Genomic DNA, 17,077 nt, shown 5'->3' with positions numbered 1-17,077 from the left:
ATCCCTTTACAACGCCACATCGAGAAAGCCTGGCGCCTGGGCCAGGGCGAAGGGGCTGAAAATGCCCCAGCAGTGCTCGCGCTGAAAGTGCCCCTGCACGAAGGGGGCCGCAGCCGGCAGCAGCGGCGCCGGCGGCGACAGCTCCAGGCCGTGCAGGGCAAAGTGCTGCAGGCCCACCACTTCGTCCACCAGCAGCCCGGCGAACAGCTCCTCGTGGTCCAGCACCAGCACCCGCCGCTGCTTGCGCACCACCGACAGGCCCAGGCCGAGAAAACCGCACAGGTCCATCACCGGCAACAGCCGCCCGCGCAGGTTGGCCACCCCCGCCACCCATGGCTTGACCCCGGGAATGCGGCTGAGCCGGGGTTCCTGCAGCACTTCGGCGACCTCGCCCATGGGCGCCACGAACCAGTGCTCGGCCATGCGAAAGCCGATGCCGCTCCAGGTCTGCAGGCGGGTTTCCTGCAATGGGAGGTCGGCCGCCAGCAGGCGACAGCGCCGGTCGATTTCGAGCAACAGCTCGAAGGCGGTCAGCGATTCGCCCATGCGCCGCGTGGTCAAGCCTTGAGAACTTTGTTCAGGACCTGGATCAGGGTGTCTTCGTCCACCGGCTTGGTCAGGTAGTCGCTGGCGCCCTGGCGCTGGCCCCAGACCTTGTCGGTTTCCTGGTCCTTGGTGGTGACGATGATCACCGGGATGCCCTTGGTGACGTCGTCCTTGCTCAACTGACGGGTCGCCTGGAAGCCGTTCATGCCGGGCATCACGATGTCCATCAGCACCGCATCGGGCTTTTCCTGGCGGGCCAGGGCCACGCCATCGGCGCCGTTCTCGGCCTTGAGCACCTGGTGCCCGTGCTTTTCGAGCATTCCGGTCAGTTTGTACATTTCGGTCGGCGAATCGTCGACGATCAGAACTCGGGCCATGCTGTTCCCCAATAAAGGCATGACGCCGCAGCCAGGAGGGCGGCAGCGTCAGGGTGCGGGTTGTTCTTCTGCGGCGAAACCCGGCACATGGGCGCGGATCGCATCCAGCAGTTCTTCCTTGCTGAAAGGTTTGGTCAGAAATTGATCAGAGCCCACCTGGCGGCTGAGCGCCTTGTCGAACAGGCCGTCGCGCGACGACAACATGATCACCGGGATGTCCTTGAACGCGCTGTTCTGCTTGATCAGCAGGCAGGTCTGGTAGCCATCGAGGCGCGGCATCAGCACATCGACGAAGATGATCCCCGGGGTGTGGTCGACGATCTTGCCCAGGGCGTCGAAACCGTCGACCGCGGTGACGACTTCGCAACCGGCTTCGCCCAGCAGCTTTTCGGCAGTGCTGCGAATCGTCTTGGAGTCATCGATCACCATCACCTTCAACGCCGTGTCGGGCTGTACCATAATTGCTCTACCATCGCCTGGAAGGGCCTTGCAGGCCACGTGCCAGGCCTTTTTAGCACACTCTGGGGGTGCATTCCATCGAGCCTCGCCGCGCCCAGCGCCGATGCCTGCCGGCTGACGTTTCCCCTTGACCGCCAGCCCGCCGGGCGCCACCCTGACGCACTTCAATTCGAGCCACTGCGGCAGCACGCCGCCGAGAGGAAATACCCCATGAGCGTTCGCCTCGGGATTGTCATGGACCCCATCGCGCAGATCTCCTACAAGAAGGACAGCTCGCTGGCCATGTTGCTGGCCGCCCAGGCCCGTGGCTGGTCGCTGTTCTACATGGAGCAGCACGACCTGTACCAGAGCGAAGGCGTGGCCCGTGCCCGCATGCGCCCGCTCAAGGTGTTCGCCGACCCCGAGCACTGGTTCGAGCTGGAGGCCGAGACCGACGCCGCGCTGAGCGAGCTGGACGTGATCCTGATGCGCAAGGACCCGCCCTTCGACATGGAGTTCGTCTACAGCACCTACCTGCTGGAGCAGGCCGAGGCCGCCGGGGTGCTGGTGGTCAACCGTCCGCAGAGCCTGCGCGACTGCAACGAGAAGCTGTTCGCCACGCTGTTCCCGCAGTGCACGCCGCCAACCCTGGTGAGCCGGCGCCCGGACATCATCCGCGAATTCGCCGCCAAGCACGGCGACGTGATCCTCAAGCCGCTGGACGGCATGGGCGGCACCTCGATCTTCCGCCACCGCGTGGGCGACCCCAACCTGTCGGTGATCCTCGAGACCCTGACCGCCCTGGGCACCCAGCAGATCATGGCCCAGGCCTACCTGCCGGCGATCAAGGACGGCGACAAGCGCATCCTGATGATCGACGGCGAGCCGGTGCCGTACTGCCTGGCGCGCATCCCGGCCAGCGGCGAAACCCGCGGCAACCTGGCCGCCGGCGGTCGTGGCGAGGCCCGCGAGCTGACCGAGCGCGACCGTTGGATCGCCGCCCAGGTGGGCCCGACCCTGCGCGAGAAGGGCCTGTTGTTCGTCGGCCTGGACGTGATCGGCGAGCACCTGACCGAAATCAACGTGACCAGCCCCACCTGCATCCGCGAAATCGACAACGCCTACGGCACGCAGATCGGCGCGCAGTTGATGGACGCCATTGATCGCAAGCTCAAGGCACGCTGACCGCCGACAAGTGGCGGGCCCGCGTTGTGGGGTATCATGCCGGTCCATTCTCGACTGGCACCCCGCTGCGCCGGCCCTGCCCCGGCTGCTGGATAATCGATGACGCTTCCTGCCGACCTTCCTGCCGATTTTGCCCCGCCCCGTGTCCGCGCGGCGGACCGGCTGGGCTTTACCCTGTTCCTGGCGGCGCTGCTGCACCTGGCGCTGATCCTGGGCCTGGGGTTTACCTTCGCCAAGCCTGAAGAAATCCGCCGCACCATGGAAATCACCCTGGCCACCTTCAAGAGCGAGGCACCACCGAAGAAGGCCGATTACCTGGCGCAGGACAACCAGCAGGGCAGCGGCACGCTGGACAAGAAGGCAGTGCCCAAGACCACCGAGATCGCCCCGTTCCAGGACAGCAAGATCAACAAGGTGACGCCGCCCCCGGCCGCGAAGCCCGAAGTGGCGCCCCAGCCGGCCCCGCCCAAGGCGGTGGTGGCCACCACCAGGCCCAAGCCGCAGAAGGTCGAGACCCGCCCCAAGGAGCAGCAGCCCAAGGTGCAACCCAAGGCGGCCACACCGACGTTCGACAGCGCCGACCTGTCCAGCCAGATCGCCAGCCTCGAGGCGGAGCTGGCCAACGAACAGCAGCTGTATGCCAAGCGCCCGCGCATCCACCGCCTGAGCGCGGCTTCGACCATGCGCGACAAGGGTGCCTGGTACAAGGATGAATGGCGCAAGAAGGTCGAGCGCATCGGCAACCTCAACTACCCGGACGAGGCCCGCCGCCAGCAGATCTATGGCAGTTTGCGCCTGTTGGTGTCGATCAACCATGACGGTTCGCTGTACGAGGTGCTGGTGCTCGAATCTTCCGGGCAGCCGCTGCTGGACCAGGCGGCGCAGCGCATCGTGAGGCTGGCGGCGCCGTTTGCGCCGTTTACCGGGGACCTGTCGGATATCGATCGGCTGGAAATTGTTCGAACGTGGCGCTTCGCCCGTGGGGATCGGTTGTCGAGCAACTGATCGCCGAAGGTGTACTCGCCTGACATCGTCAAGCGGCTCAAGCAACACCTGTAAGTACGAGTGTTCGTAATCAAAACTACCGAAGCTGGCCAACAAAAAATGTTGTCGCGAAATTGAAGCAGGACCAGCACTTACAATAACTGCGAGGCATGCCTCAACTGATAGACAGTGAGAAGAGTTTCAACTCGCCATGTCAGATCATTAACCTTCGAGTGGGTTGTTGACGGCAGTAGACCAGTTCAGGTTGTTGCCTACTGTGCCATCGTCTTCAAGATGCCTAACCGTAAATTGGTAGCCATGGTGAGGGTTTGGGCCAGGTGGCTTGAAGGTAATTGTGAAACACCCATTCTCGTACGTCTTACCTTCGCCGCAGTATTCTCCGGTCCCACTGACACAGACCAGATAAGCGCGTTCGGGGTCACCGCGTCCTGTAAGCGTTACCTCACTAGTAAAGAAATTTCCGATTGCTTCGTTGATAGACATCCGAGTGATCATTGCACTTCTCCTTTAGATAAGCCAAATGCTCGGTTTACGGTGAGACTATGAGTTGATCCAAACCACCTGTCACCTGACACAGTTACCAGTTGTAGGTCGCCGCGAAAAAAATGTACCCGCTTCAAAAAGCAGCGCAGTGCCGCGACATCAGCAACCGCAGGGTCACCTAACTAGCGCCTCACACAGCAGCCCGTGCCGATTAGCACCGCCAAGAAACAGGCATAATCGGCCCGCAGGCTCGACACGCACCTTGTCAGCGTGGCCGCTCGCCGCCACACTAACCCCCATGAAAAACCTCAGCCCGAGTTACCTCAAGCATCAGTTCCTGATTGCCATGCCGCACATGGCCGACCCGAACTTTGCCCACACCCTGACCTACATCGTCGAGCACAATGCCAACGGTGCCATGGGGCTGGTGGTCAATCGCCCGCAGGAGCTGAACCTGGCCGATATCCTCGAGCAGCTGCGCCCGGACACCGAGCCGCCGGCACGCTGCATCCACGTGCCTATCCATATCGGCGGCCCGGTACAGACCGACCGCGGTTTTGTGCTGCACACCAACGACAAGACCTTCCAGGCCACCGTCCAGCTCGACGGGCTGGCCCTGTCGACCTCGCAGGACGTGCTGTTCGCCATCGCCGACGGCGTGGGCCCGGCGCAGAGCCTGATCACCCTGGGCTACGCCGGCTGGGAAGCCGGGCAGCTGGAAGCGGAACTGGCCGACAACGCCTGGCTCAACTGCCCGTTCGACCCCGAGATCATCTTCGGCATGGCCTGCGAGCAACGCCTCGAAGCCGCCGCAGCCAGCCTGGGCATCAACCTCAGCCTGCTCACCAGCCAGGCGGGGCACGCCTGATGGCGGCGCTCAAACTGCTGCTGGGCTTCGACTACGGCACCAAGCAGATCGGCGTCGCCGTCGGCCAGGTGATCACCGGCCAGGCACGCGAGCTGTGCACCCTGAAGGCGCAGAACGGCGCACCCGACTGGGCCCAGGTGGAAAAACTGTTCAAGGAATGGCAACCCGACGCGGTAGTCGTCGGCCTGCCGCTGAACATGGACGGCACGCCCAGCGAAATGAGCGCGCGCGCCGAGAAGTTCGCCCGACGCCTGAACGGCCGCTTCAACGTGCCGGCCTACACCCACGACGAGCGCCTGACCACCTTCGAGGCCAAGGGCGAACGCATGGCCCGTGGCGGCCAGCGTGGCAGCTACCGCGACAACCCGGTGGACGCGATTGCCGCCGCCCTGCTGCTGCAAGGCTGGCTCGACGCCCACGCCGAACAGGCCTGAACCCGACCATCGGTTACACGCCGGGCCAGCTCTCTGCCCCGGCCTCTTGAGGAGCAAGCATGAGCCTACCCAACCCCGCCGAACTGATCCGGCAGATGGCCGTTGACCTTCGCGCCCACCTGCAACGCCGCGCCATCGCCGAACCGCGCTTCATCGGCATCCGCACCGGCGGCGTATGGGTGGCCCAGGCGCTGCTGGCCGAGCTGGGCAGCGATTCGCCGCTGGGCACCCTCGACGTGTCGTTCTACCGCGACGACTTCAGCCAGAACGGCCTGCACCCGCAGGTGCGCCCGTCCGAGCTGCCGTTCGAGATCGAAGGCCAGCACCTGGTACTGGTGGACGACGTGCTGATGAGCGGGCGCACCATCCGCGCCGCCCTCAACGAACTGTTCGACTATGGCCGCCCGGCCAGCGTGACCCTGGTGTGTCTGCTGGACCTGGATGCCGGCGAACTGCCGATCCGGCCAAACGTGGTGGGCGCCACCCTGTCGCTGCAAGCCCATGAACGGGTAAAATTGTCCGGCCCCGCGCCGCTCGAACTCGAGCGCCAGGACCTCGCTTCCGCTTCCGCCCTTTAAGAGTCCCCCGCGATGACGCCAATCGACGCCAAGCGCCCGCTGCAGCTCAATGACCAGGGCCAGCTGCGCCACTTCCTCTCGCTCGACGGTTTGCCCCGCGAACTGCTGACCGAAATTCTCGACACGGCCGACTCGTTTCTCGAAGTCGGCGCGCGTGCGGTCAAGAAAGTCCCGCTGCTGCGCGGCAAGACCGTGTGCAACGTGTTCTTCGAGAACTCCACGCGTACCCGCACCACCTTCGAACTGGCCGCCCAGCGGCTGTCGGCCGACGTGATCACGCTGAACGTGTCGACCTCCTCCACCAGCAAGGGCGAGACCCTGTTCGACACCCTGCGCAACCTTGAAGCCATGGCCGCCGACATGTTCGTAGTGCGCCACGCCGACTCGGGCGCCGCGCACTTCATCGCCGAGCACGTGTGCCCGGAGGTGGCGATCATCAACGGTGGCGACGGGCGCCACGCGCACCCCACCCAGGGCATGCTCGACATGCTGACCATTCGTCGCCACAAGGGCGGCTTCGAGAACCTCTCGGTGGCCATCGTCGGCGACATCCTGCACTCGCGGGTGGCGCGCTCGAACATGCTCGCGCTGAAAACCCTGGGTTGCCCGGACATCCGCGTGATCGGCCCCAAGACCCTGCTGCCGATCGGCATCGAACAGTATGGCGTGAAGGTCTACACCGACCTGGAGCAAGGCCTGAAGGACGTCGACGTGGTGATCATGCTGCGCCTGCAGCGTGAGCGCATGACCGGCGGCCTGCTGCCCAGCGAGGGCGAGTTCTACCGCCTGTTCGGCCTGACCACCGCACGCCTGGCCGGGGCCAAGCCCGATGCCATCGTGATGCACCCCGGCCCGATCAACCGTGGCGTGGAAATCGAGTCGGCCGTGGCCGACGGCGCCCACTCGGTGATCCTCAACCAGGTCACCTACGGCATCGCCGTGCGCATGGCGGTGCTGTCCATGGCCATGAGCGGGCAGACCGCGCAACGTCAATTCGAGCAGGAGAACGCCCAGTGAGCCTGAGTATCCTCGGCGCCCGTGTCATCGACCCAACCAGCGGCCTGGACCAGGTCGGCGACCTGCACATCGACGCCGGCAAGATCGTCGCCATCGGCGCTGCCCCGGCCGGCTTCAAGCCCGCCCGTACCCTGGACGCCACCGGCCTGGTGGCAGCGCCCGGCCTGGTCGACCTGAGCGTTGCCCTGCGCGAGCCCGGCTACAGCCGCAAGGGCAGCATCGCCAGCGAAACCCGCGCCGCCGCCGCCGGTGGCGTGACCAGCCTGTGCTGCCCGCCGCAGACCCGGCCGGTGCTCGACACCTCGGCAGTCACCGAGCTGATCCTGGACCGCGCCCGTGAAGCCGGGCACAGCAAGGTGTACCCGATCGGCGCCTTGAGCAAGGGCCTGGAAGGCGAGCAACTGGCCGAGCTGATCGCCCTGCGCGATGCCGGCTGCGTGGCCTTCGGCAACGGCCTGAACAGCTTCACCAACACCCGCACCCTGGCCCGCGCGCTGGACTACGCGGCCACCTTCGACCTGACGGTGATCTTCCATTCCCAGGACCGCGACCTGGCCCAGGGCGGCCTCGCCCACGAGGGCGCGATGGCCAGTTTCCTCGGCCTGCCGGGCATTCCGGAAACCGCCGAGACCGTGGCCCTGGCCCGCGACCTGCTGCTGGTGGAACAGACCGGCGTGCGTGCGCATTTCAGCCAGCTGACCAGCGCCCGGGGTGCCAAGCTGATCGAACAGGCCCAGGCCCGCGGCCTGCAGGTGACGGCGGATGTGGCGCTGTACCAGTTGATCCTCACCGACGAGGCGCTGCGCGACTTCTCCAGCCTGTACCACGTGCAACCGCCGCTGCGCACCCGCGCCGACCGCGACGGCCTGCGTGATGCGGTCAAGCGGGGCGTGATCCAGGCGATTTCCAGCCATCACCAGCCGCATGAGCGCGACGCCAAGCTGGCGCCGTTCGGTGCCACCGAACCGGGCATCAGCAGCGTCGAGTTGCTGCTGCCGCTGGCGATGACACTGGTCGAGGACGGCCTGCTCGACCTGGCGACCTTGTTGCAGCGTTTGTCTGCAGGCCCTGCGGCGGCCCTGCGCCTGCCGGCCGGGCAGTTGCAGGTGGGTGCGGCGGCAGACCTGGTGCTGTTCGACCCGCAGGCCTCGACCGTGGCTGGCGAACAATGGCGCTCCAAGGGCGAAAACTGCCCGTTCATCGGGCACTGCCTGCCGGGTGCGGTGCGTTACACCCTGGTTGACGGGCACATCAGCCACGAAGCCTGAGTCAAACCCTTCGCCGGCAAGGCCGGCTCCTACCGGTAGGAGCCGGCCTTGCCGGCGAAGGGGCCGCAAAGGTTGAAATCTTTCCCCCCACCCCCATATGAGTCTGCATCAGGCATTTTCGCCTCGCTGCGTGGAGACTCTCCCTTGACCACCATCGTTTCAGTTCGTCGCCACGGCAAAGTCGTCATGGGCGGCGACGGCCAGGTTTCCCTCGGCAATACCGTGATGAAAGGCAACGCCAAGAAGGTTCGTCGCCTGTACCACGGCCAGGTCATCGCCGGCTTCGCCGGTGCCACCGCCGACGCCTTCACCCTGTTCGAGCGCTTCGAAGGCCAGCTCGAAAAACACCAGGGCCACCTCATTCGCGCCGCCGTCGAGCTGGCCAAGGAATGGCGTACCGACCGCTCGCTGAGCCGTCTGGAAGCCATGCTGGCCGTGGCCAACAAGGACGCCTCCTTGATCATCACCGGCAACGGTGACGTCGTCGAACCCGAAGACGGCCTGATCGCCATGGGTTCCGGCGGCGCCTACGCCCAGGCCGCCGCCCGCGCCCTGCTGCAGAAAACCGACCTGTCGGCTCGCGAAATCGCCGAGACCGCACTGAACATCGCCGGCGACATCTGCGTGTTCACCAACCACAACCTGACCATCGAGGAGCAGGACCTGGCCGAGTAATTCAGCTGTTCTGGCGCCCGACCCCGACGGTCGGGCTTTTCCACGCTGAACACTTGCCCACAGGACCATCGACCATTATGTCCATGACCCCCCGCGAAATCGTCCACGAACTCAACCGCCACATCATCGGCCAGGACGATGCCAAGCGCGCCGTCGCCATCGCCCTGCGCAACCGCTGGCGCCGCATGCAGCTGCCCGAAGAGCTGCGCGTGGAAGTCACCCCCAAGAACATCCTGATGATCGGCCCCACCGGCGTGGGCAAGACCGAAATCGCCCGTCGCCTGGCCAAGCTGGCCAACGCGCCGTTCATCAAGGTCGAAGCCACCAAGTTCACTGAAGTGGGCTATGTGGGCCGTGACGTCGAGTCGATCATCCGCGACCTGGCCGACGCCGCGATCAAGCTGCTGCGCGAGCAGGAGATCGTGCGCGTGCGCCACCGTGCCGAAGACGCCGCCGAAGAGCGCATCCTCGATGCGCTGCTGCCACCGGCCCGCACCGGCTTCAACGAAGACCCGGTCAACAGCAGCGATTCCAACACCCGCCAGCTGTTCCGCAAGCGCCTGCGTGAAGGCCAGCTGGACGACAAGGAAATCGAGATCGAGGTGGCCGAAGCGGTCGGCGTCGACATTTCCGCGCCGCCAGGCATGGAAGAGATGACCAACCAGCTGCAGAACCTGTTCGCCAACATGGGCAAGGGCAAGAAGAAGAGCCGCAAGCTCAAGGTCAAGGAAGCGCTCAAGCTGGTGCGCGACGAGGAAGCCGGGCGCCTGGTCAACGAGGAAGAACTCAAGGCCAAGGCCCTCGAGGCGGTCGAGCAGCACGGTATCGTGTTCATCGACGAGATCGACAAGGTGGCCAAGCGCGGCAACGTCGGTGGCGCCGATGTGTCCCGTGAAGGCGTGCAACGCGACCTGCTGCCGCTGATCGAAGGTTGCACGGTCAATACCAAGCTGGGCATGGTCAAGACCGACCACATCCTGTTCATCGCCTCCGGTGCGTTCCACCTGAGCAAGCCGAGCGACCTGGTGCCCGAGCTGCAGGGTCGTCTGCCGATCCGTGTCGAACTCAAGGCCCTGAGCCCGGAAGACTTCGAGCGCATCCTCAGCGAACCGCATGCCTCGCTCACCGAGCAGTACCGCGAGCTGCTCAAGACCGAGGGGCTGAACATCGAGTTCGCTGCCGACGGCATCAAGCGCCTGGCCGAGATCGCCTGGCAGGTCAACGAGAAGACCGAGAACATCGGTGCCCGTCGCCTGCACACCCTGCTCGAGCGCCTGCTCGAAGAGGTGTCGTTCAGCGCCGGCGACCTGGCCAGCGCCCACAGCGAAGCGCCGATCCGCATCGACGCCGAGTACGTCAACAGCCACCTGGGCGAATTGGCACAGAACGAAGATCTGTCGCGCTACATTCTGTAGCTCAGCGGCAAGCGCCAAGCGGCGAGCTGCAGGCCGGAGGTGCTGGACGCCTTCTCCTGCAGCTTGTAGCTTGCAGCTTGAAGCCCAAGAGCCTTATAGCCATGCCCCGTCTGCCTACCGCCATCAATCTGCACAAAGCCTCCAAGACCCTGAGCCTGACCTACGGGCCCGACGAGGTGTATCACCTGCCCGCCGAATTTCTGCGCGTGCACTCCCCTTCCGCCGAGGTCCAGGGCCACGGCAATCCGATCTTACAATTTGGCAAGCTCGGCGTCGGCCTGAGCCAGCTCGAGCCCGCCGGGCAGTACGCGCTCAAGCTCACCTTCGACGACGGCCACGACAGCGGCCTGTTCACCTGGGAATACCTCGAACAGCTGTGCCTGCGCCAGGACCAGCTGTGGGCCGAGTACCTCGACGAGCTGGCCAAGGCCGGCAAATCCCGCGACCCTTCCGAGTCGATCGTCAAGCTGATGCTCTAGCCCGGCACTCCGGCGTTTTAGAGCGCATTTTCTAATTCTATTTGCTTGAATGCCCGTGCGCCGGCCAGCGATTGGCCGGCTTGCGCATTCCATGAAAGTCGGGTAACCAATGGATATGGCAAGTACCCTGCATGGGCGGGTTGATGCAGGGTCTGGCCGGTATGCCGAGGTCGCGAGCGAAAGCAGGTTGTCTTCACACGCATAAACCCGCAGGGCTCATCACCGTCGCGCATCCGGTCGCAGGACCGCAGTTCGTTATCACTGGTCACCCGAGCAGTAGTACCGGGCATTCGTCTGTGCAACGCCCACAGCCCAGCCGGTACTCGTCTCAGGACAACGGAGCGTCGTAGATGAGTAACAAGAACAACGATGACCTGCAGCGCCAAGCCTCTGAAAACACCCTGGGCCTGAGCCCCATCATTGGCCTGCGCCGAAAGGATTTGCTGTCTTCGGCCCGGATGGTGCTGCGTCAGGCCATCAAGCAACCGCTGCACAGTGCCAAGCACGTCGCGCATTTCGGCCTGCAGCTCAAGGACGTGATCTTCGGCAAGTCCGGCCTGCAGCCGGAGGGCGACGACCGCCGCTTCAGCGACCCGGCCTGGAGCCAGAACCCGCTGTACCGCCGCTACCTGCAGACCTACCTGGCCTGGCGCAAGGAACTGCACGACTGGATCGGCAACAGCAACCTGTCGGAGCAGGACATCAGCCGCGCGCACTTCGTCATCAACCTGATGACCGAGGCCATGGCCCCCACCAACAGCGCGGCCAACCCGGCAGCGGTCAAGCGGTTCTTCGAAACCGGTGGCAAGAGCCTGCTCGACGGCCTGTCGCACCTGGCCAAGGACATGGTGCACAACGGCGGCATGCCCAGCCAGGTCAACATGGACGCCTTCGAGGTGGGCAAGAACCTGGCCACCACCGAGGGCGCCGTGGTGTTTCGCAACGACGTGCTGGAGCTGATCCAGTACCGCCCGATCACCGAGCAGGTGCACGAAAAGCCGCTGCTGGTGGTACCGCCGCAGATCAACAAGTTCTACGTCTTCGACCTCAGCCCGGAAAAGAGCCTGGCGCGCTTCTGCCTGCGCTCCACGGTGCAGACCTTCATCGTGAGCTGGCGCAACCCCAACAAGTCCCAGCGCGAGTGGGGCCTGTCGACCTACATCGATGCGCTCAAGGAGGCCGTCGACGTGGTGCTGGCAATCACCGGCAGCAAGGACCTGAACATGCTCGGTGCCTGCTCCGGCGGCATCACCTGCACCGCGCTGGTGGGCCACTACGCGGCACTGGGCGAGAAGAAGGTCAATGCCCTGACCCTGCTGGTGAGCGTGCTCGACACCACCCTCGATACCCAGGTGGCGCTGTTCGTCGACGAGCAGACCCTGGAATCGGCCAAGCGCCATTCCTACCAGGCCGGTGTGCTCGAAGGCCGCGACATGGCCAAGGTGTTCGCCTGGATGCGCCCCAACGACCTGATCTGGAACTACTGGGTCAACAACTACCTGCTCGGCAACGAGCCGCCGGTGTTCGACATCCTGTTCTGGAACAACGACACCACGCGCCTGCCCGCCGCCTTCCACGGCGACCTGATCGAAATGTTCAAGAACAACCCGCTGGTGCGCCCCGGTGCACTGGAAGTGTGCGGCACGCCGATCGACCTGAGCCAGGTCACCACCGACATCTTCAGCGTGGCCGGCACCAACGATCACATCACCCCATGGAAGTCCTGCTACAAGTCGGCGCAGCTGTTCGGCGGCAAGGTCGAGTTCCTGCTGTCCAACAGCGGGCATATCCAGAGCATCCTCAACCCGCCGGGCAACCCCAAGTCGCGCTACATGACCAGCAGCGAGATGCCGGCCCAGGCCGACGACTGGCAGGAGAACTCCACCAAGCACACCGATTCCTGGTGGCTGTACTGGCAGGCATGGCTGGCCGAGCGCTCCGGCGCACTCAAGCCGGCACCCGCCAAGCTGGGCAACAAGGCCTACCCGAGCGCCGAAGCGTCGCCCGGCACCTACGTCCACGAACGCTGAAAACACCCGGCGCCGCCGCAGGCAAGGCGGCGCTGCTACTCACGACAGGGCTCGCGCATGCCGCAACCGTACCTCTTCAGAACCGTCGAGCTCGATGGCCAGTCCATCCGCACGGCCGTTCGCCCCGGCAAGCCGCACCTCACGCCGCTGCTGATCTTCAACGGTATCGGCGCCAACCTGGAGCTGGTGTTCCCGTTCATCGATGCGCTGGACCCGGACCTTGAGGTGATCGCCTTCGACGTACCCGGCGTGGGCGGTTCGTCGACACCGCGCCGGCCCTACCGCTTCCCCGGGCTGGCCAAGCTGACGGCGCGCATGCTCGACTACCTCGACTACGGGCAGGTCAATGCCATCGGCGTGTCGTGGGGCGGAGCGCTGGCCCAGCAGTTCGCCCACGATTACCCCGAGCGCTGCAAGAAGCTGGTGCTGGCGGCCACCGCCGCCGGTGCGGTGATGGTGCCGGGCAAGCCGCGGGTGCTGTGGCTGATGGCCAGCCCCAGGCGCTACATACAGCCGTCCCATGTGATCCGCATCGCCCCGGAAATCTACGGCGGGGCCTTTCGCCGCGACCCGAACCTGGCCGCGTCGCATGCGGCCAAGGTGCGTTCCTCGGGCAAGCTGGGCTATTACTGGCAGCTGTTCGCCGGCATGGGCTGGACCAGCATCCACTGGCTGCACAAGATCCAGCAGCCGACCCTGGTGCTGGCCGGCGACGACGACCCGCTGATCCCGCTGATCAATATGCGCCTGCTGGCCTGGCGAATTCCCAATGCCCAGCTACACATAATCGACGACGGTCACTTGTTCCTGATCACCCGGGCCGAAGCCGTTGCCCCGATCATCATGAAATTCCTGCAGCAGGAGCGCCAACGCGCCGTCATGCATCCACGGCCCGCCCCGAGCGCTTGAGCACCTCTATCGCTTGCACCCCCGGCAGGAGCGCCGGGGCATGTCAGCGCCAGTTCGGGTTGGTGTCGCTCTTGCATTGAAACATTGGTTGATGGCCTGACGACGGAGTGTTGCCTGGATGAAAGACAAGCCCGCGAAGCCCGGGGTACCGACCCCCGCTGCCTATCTCAACGTGCGCAGCGCCATCAGTGGCCTGCGCGGTCGCGACCTGCTGTCGACGGTGCACCAGCTGGGGCGCCACGGCCTGCGCCACCCGCTGCACACGGCGCGCCACCTGCTGGCGCTGGGTGGCCAGCTGGGGCGCGTGATGCTGGGCGATACTCCCTACCAGCCCTCGCCACGCGACACCCGCTTCAACGACCCGGCCTGGCAGCTCAACCCGCTGTACCGACGCGGCCTGCAGGCCTACCTGGCCTGGCAGCAGCAGACCTGCCAGTGGATCGACGAGAGCCAGCTGGACGACGATGACCGCGCCCGCGCGCACTTCGTGTTCTCGCTGCTCAACGATGCAATGTCGCCCAGCAACACCCTGCTCAACCCGGCGGCGGTCAAGGAGCTGCTGAACTCCGGCGGGCTGAGCCTGGTGCGCGGCTTGAACCACCTGCTCGACGACCTGCGCCACAACGACGGCCTGCCACGCCAGGTCAACCCGGACGCCTTCGAGGTGGGCAGGAACCTGGCCAGCACCGCCGGCGCGGTGGTGTTTCGCAACGAGCTGCTGGAGCTGATCCAGTACCGCCCGATGAGTGAAAAACAGTACGCCCGGCCCCTGCTGGTGGTGCCGCCGCAGATCAACAAGTTCTACATCTTCGACCTCAGCCCGACCAACAGCTTTGTGCAGTACGCCCTCAAGAACGGCCTGCAGACCTTCATGATCAGCTGGCGCAACCCCGACGCCCGGCATCGCGAATGGGGCCTGTCGAGCTACGTGGCGGCGGTCGAGGAAGCCATGAACGTGTGCCGCTCGATCACCGGCAGCCGCGACGTCAACCTGCTTGGCGCCTGTGCCGGCGGGTTGACCATCGCGGCCCTGCAGGGCCACCTGCAGGCCAAGCGCCAGATGCGCCGGGTGCACAGCGCCACTTACCTGGTCAGCCTGCTCGACAGCCAGTTCGACAGCCCCGCCAGCCTGTTCGCCGACGAGCAGACCCTGGAGGCGGCCAAGCGCCGCTCCTACCAGCAGGGCGTGCTGGAGGGCCGCGAGATGGCACGGGTGTTCGCCTGGATGCGACCCAACGACCTGATCTGGAACTACTTCGTCAACAACTACCTGCTGGGCAAGGCGCCCCCGGCATTCGACATCCTGTACTGGAACAACGACAACAGCCGCCTGCCGGCCGCGCTGCACGGCGATCTGCTGGACTTCTTCAAATTCAACCCGCTGACGCACGCCGACGGCCTCGAGGTGTGCGGCACGCCGATCGACCTGCACAAGGTCACGGTGGACAGCTTCCACGTGGCCGGCAGCAACGACCACATCACCCCGTGGGACGCGGTGTACCGCTCGGCCCTGCTGCTGGGCGGCGAACGGCGCTTCGTGCTGGCCAACAGCGGGCATGTGCAGAGCATCCTCAACCCGCCGGGCCACCCCAAGGCGCATTTTGTCGAGAACCCCAGGCTGAGCAGCGACCCGCGGGCCTGGTACCACGATGCGCAGAAGGTCGAGGGCAGCTGGTGGCCGCAGTGGCTCGACTGGATACAGGCGCGCTCCGGTGCGCAGCGCGAAACCCGCCTGTCGCTGGGCAGCGCCAATTACCCTCCCATGGACCCCGCACCCGGCACCTACGTGCTGGTGCGCTGAGCAAGAAGAACGGATGAAGACCCGCGACCGTATCCTGGAGTGCGCCCTGCACCTGTTCAATCGTCAGGGCGAGCCGAATGTCTCGACGCTGGAAATCGCCAACGAGATGGGCATCAGCCCGGGCAACCTGTACTACCACTTCCACGGCAAGGAGCCGCTGGTGCTGGGCCTGTTCGAGCGTTTCGAGGAGGAGCTGACGCCCCTGCTCGACCCGCCCCTGGAGGTGCGCCTGGATGCCGAGGACTACTGGCTGTTCCTGCACCTGATCGTGGAGCGCATGGCGCAGTACCGCTTTCTGTTCCAGGACCTGTCCAACCTTACCGGGCGCCTGCCCAAGCTGGCGCGGGGCATGCGCACCCTGCTCAATGCGCTCAAGCGCACGCTGGCGGCATTGCTGGCGAGCCTCAAGGCGCATGGGCAGGTGACCAGCGATACCCGCGCACTGGGGCAACTGGTGGAGCAGATCAGCATGACCTTGCTGTTCTCGCTGGACTACCAGCGGATTCTGGCGCGCGAGGGCGAGGTCGGGATCGTGGTGTACCAGGTGATGATGCTGGTGGCGCCGCACCTGGAGGTGGAGTCACGCCTGGCGGCGGAGCAACTGGCCCTGAGGTACCTGGAGGGCTGAGGGTCCCATCGCGGAACAAGCCCGCGCCTGCAAGGAAGGCAGTGATCCCTGTGGGAGCGGGCTTGACCCGCGATGAGGCCAGCACAGGCACCCCACATAAAAACGCCCGGCACACAGGCCGGGCGTTTTCTGTACAGCTACCTCGAGTCAGGCCTGGCTGGCCGGGCTCGAAGGTGCTGGTGCTGCCGACGCGGCTGGCGCCGCAGTGGCCGCCGGGCTTGGCGCCGGTGCCGCACTGGCACTTGGCGCTACCGGTTTGGCCGCTGCGGGCTTGGCTGCAGCAGGCTTGGCCGGGGCTTTCTTCACCGCTGGCTTTTTCGCTGCTGCCGGCTTGGCGGCAGGTTTTGCGGCAGGTTTGGCCGCCGCTTTCGCTGCAGGCTTGGCGGCTGCGGTTTTCGCCGCGGCCGGCTTGGCTGCTGGCTTGGCCGCTGCCGGTTTGGCCGCCGCAGTTTTGGCCGCAGGCTTGGCCGCCGCTTTAGGTGCTGCCTTGGCCAGTGGCTTGGCCGGCGCCTTGGCCGAGACCGACTTGACCGAGGCACCGGTCAGTTTCTCGATCTGCTTGGTCAGGGTGTCGACCTGCTGGTGCAGTGCCTTGACCTCATTGCGGCTGGGCACGCCCAGGCGCGAGATGGCACTGTTCAGGCGCTTGTCGAAAGCCTCTTCGAGTTCGCTCCACTTGCCCAGTGCGCGGTCTTTCACGTCGCCTACGCGCGAGGTCGCAGACTTGGCACTGGCCTTGGCCGAGTTGACGCTGCCCTTGGCCTGCTTTTCAGCTTTCTCACCGTCCTTGACCAGGGTTTCGAAAAGCTTGCTGCCGTCCTGATCGATCTTGGAGTAGATACCCAAACCAGCCAGCCAGATCTTGCGGGAATACTTTTCGATCCCCCCGACCCAGGAGCTGCTCTCTTTCTCAGTTGTCTTTTTGCCAGCCATCCCGCTCT

The 17,077-nt window shown here is 65.2% G+C and carries 18 protein-coding genes; 14 read left to right on the top strand and 4 right to left on the bottom strand.

Annotated elements, in window-relative coordinates; translation table 11 throughout:
• Positions 1-6: 6 nt before the first annotated feature.
• The 3 genes from LOY33_RS01855 to pilG are packed head-to-tail and all read right to left on the bottom strand — an operon-like array spanning position 7 to position 1,382.
• Positions 7-561 (bottom strand): chemotaxis protein CheW, encoded by a 555-nt coding sequence (locus LOY33_RS01855; RefSeq protein ID WP_078479846.1) that lies wholly within the window; start codon positions 559-561, stop codon positions 7-9.
• Positions 558-923 carry a twitching motility response regulator PilH gene (gene pilH / locus LOY33_RS01850; protein WP_043862140.1) on the bottom strand — a complete coding sequence of 122 codons (366 nt, stop codon included), beginning with the start codon at positions 921-923 and terminating at the stop codon, positions 558-560. Before pilH ends, LOY33_RS01855 begins: the two co-directional genes overlap by 4 nt.
• A gap of 48 nt (positions 924-971) precedes the next feature.
• Positions 972-1,382 (bottom strand): twitching motility response regulator PilG, encoded by a 411-nt coding sequence (gene pilG, locus LOY33_RS01845; protein ID WP_043862141.1) that lies wholly within the window; start codon positions 1,380-1,382, stop codon positions 972-974.
• Positions 1,383-1,592: 210 nt separating this feature from the next.
• On the opposite strand from pilG, the gene gshB reads away from it, so the two are divergent.
• The 14 genes from gshB to LOY33_RS01775 all read left to right on the top strand — a co-directional run bounded on the left by gshB (position 1,593) and on the right by LOY33_RS01775 (position 16,136).
• The gene (gshB, locus tag LOY33_RS01840; RefSeq protein WP_043862142.1) at positions 1,593-2,546 is read left to right on the top strand and encodes a glutathione synthase; all 954 of its coding nucleotides are present in this window, start codon (positions 1,593-1,595) and stop codon (positions 2,544-2,546) included.
• A gap of 99 nt (positions 2,547-2,645) precedes the next feature.
• Positions 2,646-3,551: an energy transducer TonB gene (locus tag LOY33_RS01835; RefSeq protein WP_043862143.1), complete on the top strand. Its 906-nt coding sequence runs from the start codon at positions 2,646-2,648 to the stop codon at positions 3,549-3,551.
• 781 nt (positions 3,552-4,332) lie between these two features.
• Positions 4,333-4,902: a YqgE/AlgH family protein gene (locus LOY33_RS01830; protein ID WP_043862144.1), complete on the top strand. Its 570-nt coding sequence runs from the start codon at positions 4,333-4,335 to the stop codon at positions 4,900-4,902.
• Positions 4,902-5,336 (top strand): Holliday junction resolvase RuvX, encoded by a 435-nt coding sequence (gene ruvX, locus LOY33_RS01825; protein WP_043862145.1) that lies wholly within the window; start codon positions 4,902-4,904, stop codon positions 5,334-5,336. The genes LOY33_RS01830 and ruvX overlap by 1 nt, the downstream gene beginning before the upstream one ends.
• A 59-nt stretch (positions 5,337-5,395) precedes the next feature.
• The gene (gene pyrR / locus LOY33_RS01820) at positions 5,396-5,914 is read left to right on the top strand and encodes a bifunctional pyr operon transcriptional regulator/uracil phosphoribosyltransferase PyrR (RefSeq protein ID WP_054915766.1); all 519 of its coding nucleotides are present in this window, start codon (positions 5,396-5,398) and stop codon (positions 5,912-5,914) included.
• A 12-nt stretch (positions 5,915-5,926) separates the two neighbouring features.
• Positions 5,927-6,931 carry an aspartate carbamoyltransferase catalytic subunit gene (locus LOY33_RS01815; protein WP_043862147.1) on the top strand — a complete coding sequence of 335 codons (1,005 nt, stop codon included), beginning with the start codon at positions 5,927-5,929 and terminating at the stop codon, positions 6,929-6,931.
• Positions 6,928-8,199 (top strand): dihydroorotase, encoded by a 1,272-nt coding sequence (locus tag LOY33_RS01810; protein ID WP_258660930.1) that lies wholly within the window; start codon positions 6,928-6,930, stop codon positions 8,197-8,199. The genes LOY33_RS01815 and LOY33_RS01810 overlap by 4 nt, the downstream gene beginning before the upstream one ends.
• A gap of 144 nt (positions 8,200-8,343) precedes the next feature.
• Positions 8,344-8,874 (top strand): ATP-dependent protease subunit HslV, encoded by a 531-nt coding sequence (hslV, locus tag LOY33_RS01805; protein ID WP_028945572.1) that lies wholly within the window; start codon positions 8,344-8,346, stop codon positions 8,872-8,874.
• A gap of 77 nt (positions 8,875-8,951) precedes the next feature.
• Positions 8,952-10,289 (top strand): ATP-dependent protease ATPase subunit HslU, encoded by a 1,338-nt coding sequence (gene hslU / locus LOY33_RS01800; protein ID WP_054915767.1) that lies wholly within the window; start codon positions 8,952-8,954, stop codon positions 10,287-10,289.
• Between the two features lie 101 nt (positions 10,290-10,390).
• Positions 10,391-10,768 (top strand): gamma-butyrobetaine hydroxylase-like domain-containing protein, encoded by a 378-nt coding sequence (locus tag LOY33_RS01795; RefSeq protein WP_043862150.1) that lies wholly within the window; start codon positions 10,391-10,393, stop codon positions 10,766-10,768.
• Between the two features lie 350 nt (positions 10,769-11,118).
• The gene (gene phaC / locus LOY33_RS01790) at positions 11,119-12,798 is read left to right on the top strand and encodes a class II poly(R)-hydroxyalkanoic acid synthase (RefSeq protein ID WP_043862151.1); all 1,680 of its coding nucleotides are present in this window, start codon (positions 11,119-11,121) and stop codon (positions 12,796-12,798) included.
• Between the two features lie 57 nt (positions 12,799-12,855).
• Positions 12,856-13,707 carry a poly(3-hydroxyalkanoate) depolymerase gene (phaZ, locus tag LOY33_RS01785; RefSeq protein ID WP_043862152.1) on the top strand — a complete coding sequence of 284 codons (852 nt, stop codon included), beginning with the start codon at positions 12,856-12,858 and terminating at the stop codon, positions 13,705-13,707.
• A gap of 118 nt (positions 13,708-13,825) precedes the next feature.
• Positions 13,826-15,508, top strand: a complete 1,683-nt coding sequence (gene phaC, locus LOY33_RS01780) for a class II poly(R)-hydroxyalkanoic acid synthase (RefSeq protein ID WP_078479839.1) — start codon at positions 13,826-13,828, stop codon at positions 15,506-15,508.
• Positions 15,509-15,521: 13 nt separating this feature from the next.
• Positions 15,522-16,136 carry a TetR/AcrR family transcriptional regulator gene (locus tag LOY33_RS01775; protein ID WP_043862154.1) on the top strand — a complete coding sequence of 205 codons (615 nt, stop codon included), beginning with the start codon at positions 15,522-15,524 and terminating at the stop codon, positions 16,134-16,136.
• A gap of 147 nt (positions 16,137-16,283) precedes the next feature.
• Here the strand turns inward: LOY33_RS01775 and LOY33_RS01770 are convergent, their stop codons facing one another.
• On the bottom strand, positions 16,284-17,069 hold the full coding sequence (locus tag LOY33_RS01770; protein ID WP_258660921.1) for a phasin family protein: 786 nt from the start codon (positions 17,067-17,069) through the stop codon (positions 16,284-16,286).
• Between the last annotated feature and the right edge of the window lie 8 nt (positions 17,070-17,077).

Origin of the sequence: Pseudomonas sp. B21-036 (assembly GCF_024748925.1) — a bacterium.
In the GTDB taxonomy this organism is placed as follows: Bacteria; Pseudomonadota; Gammaproteobacteria; order Pseudomonadales; family Pseudomonadaceae; genus Aquipseudomonas; species Aquipseudomonas palmensis.
This window is presented reverse-complemented; position numbering and strand designations above follow the sequence as displayed.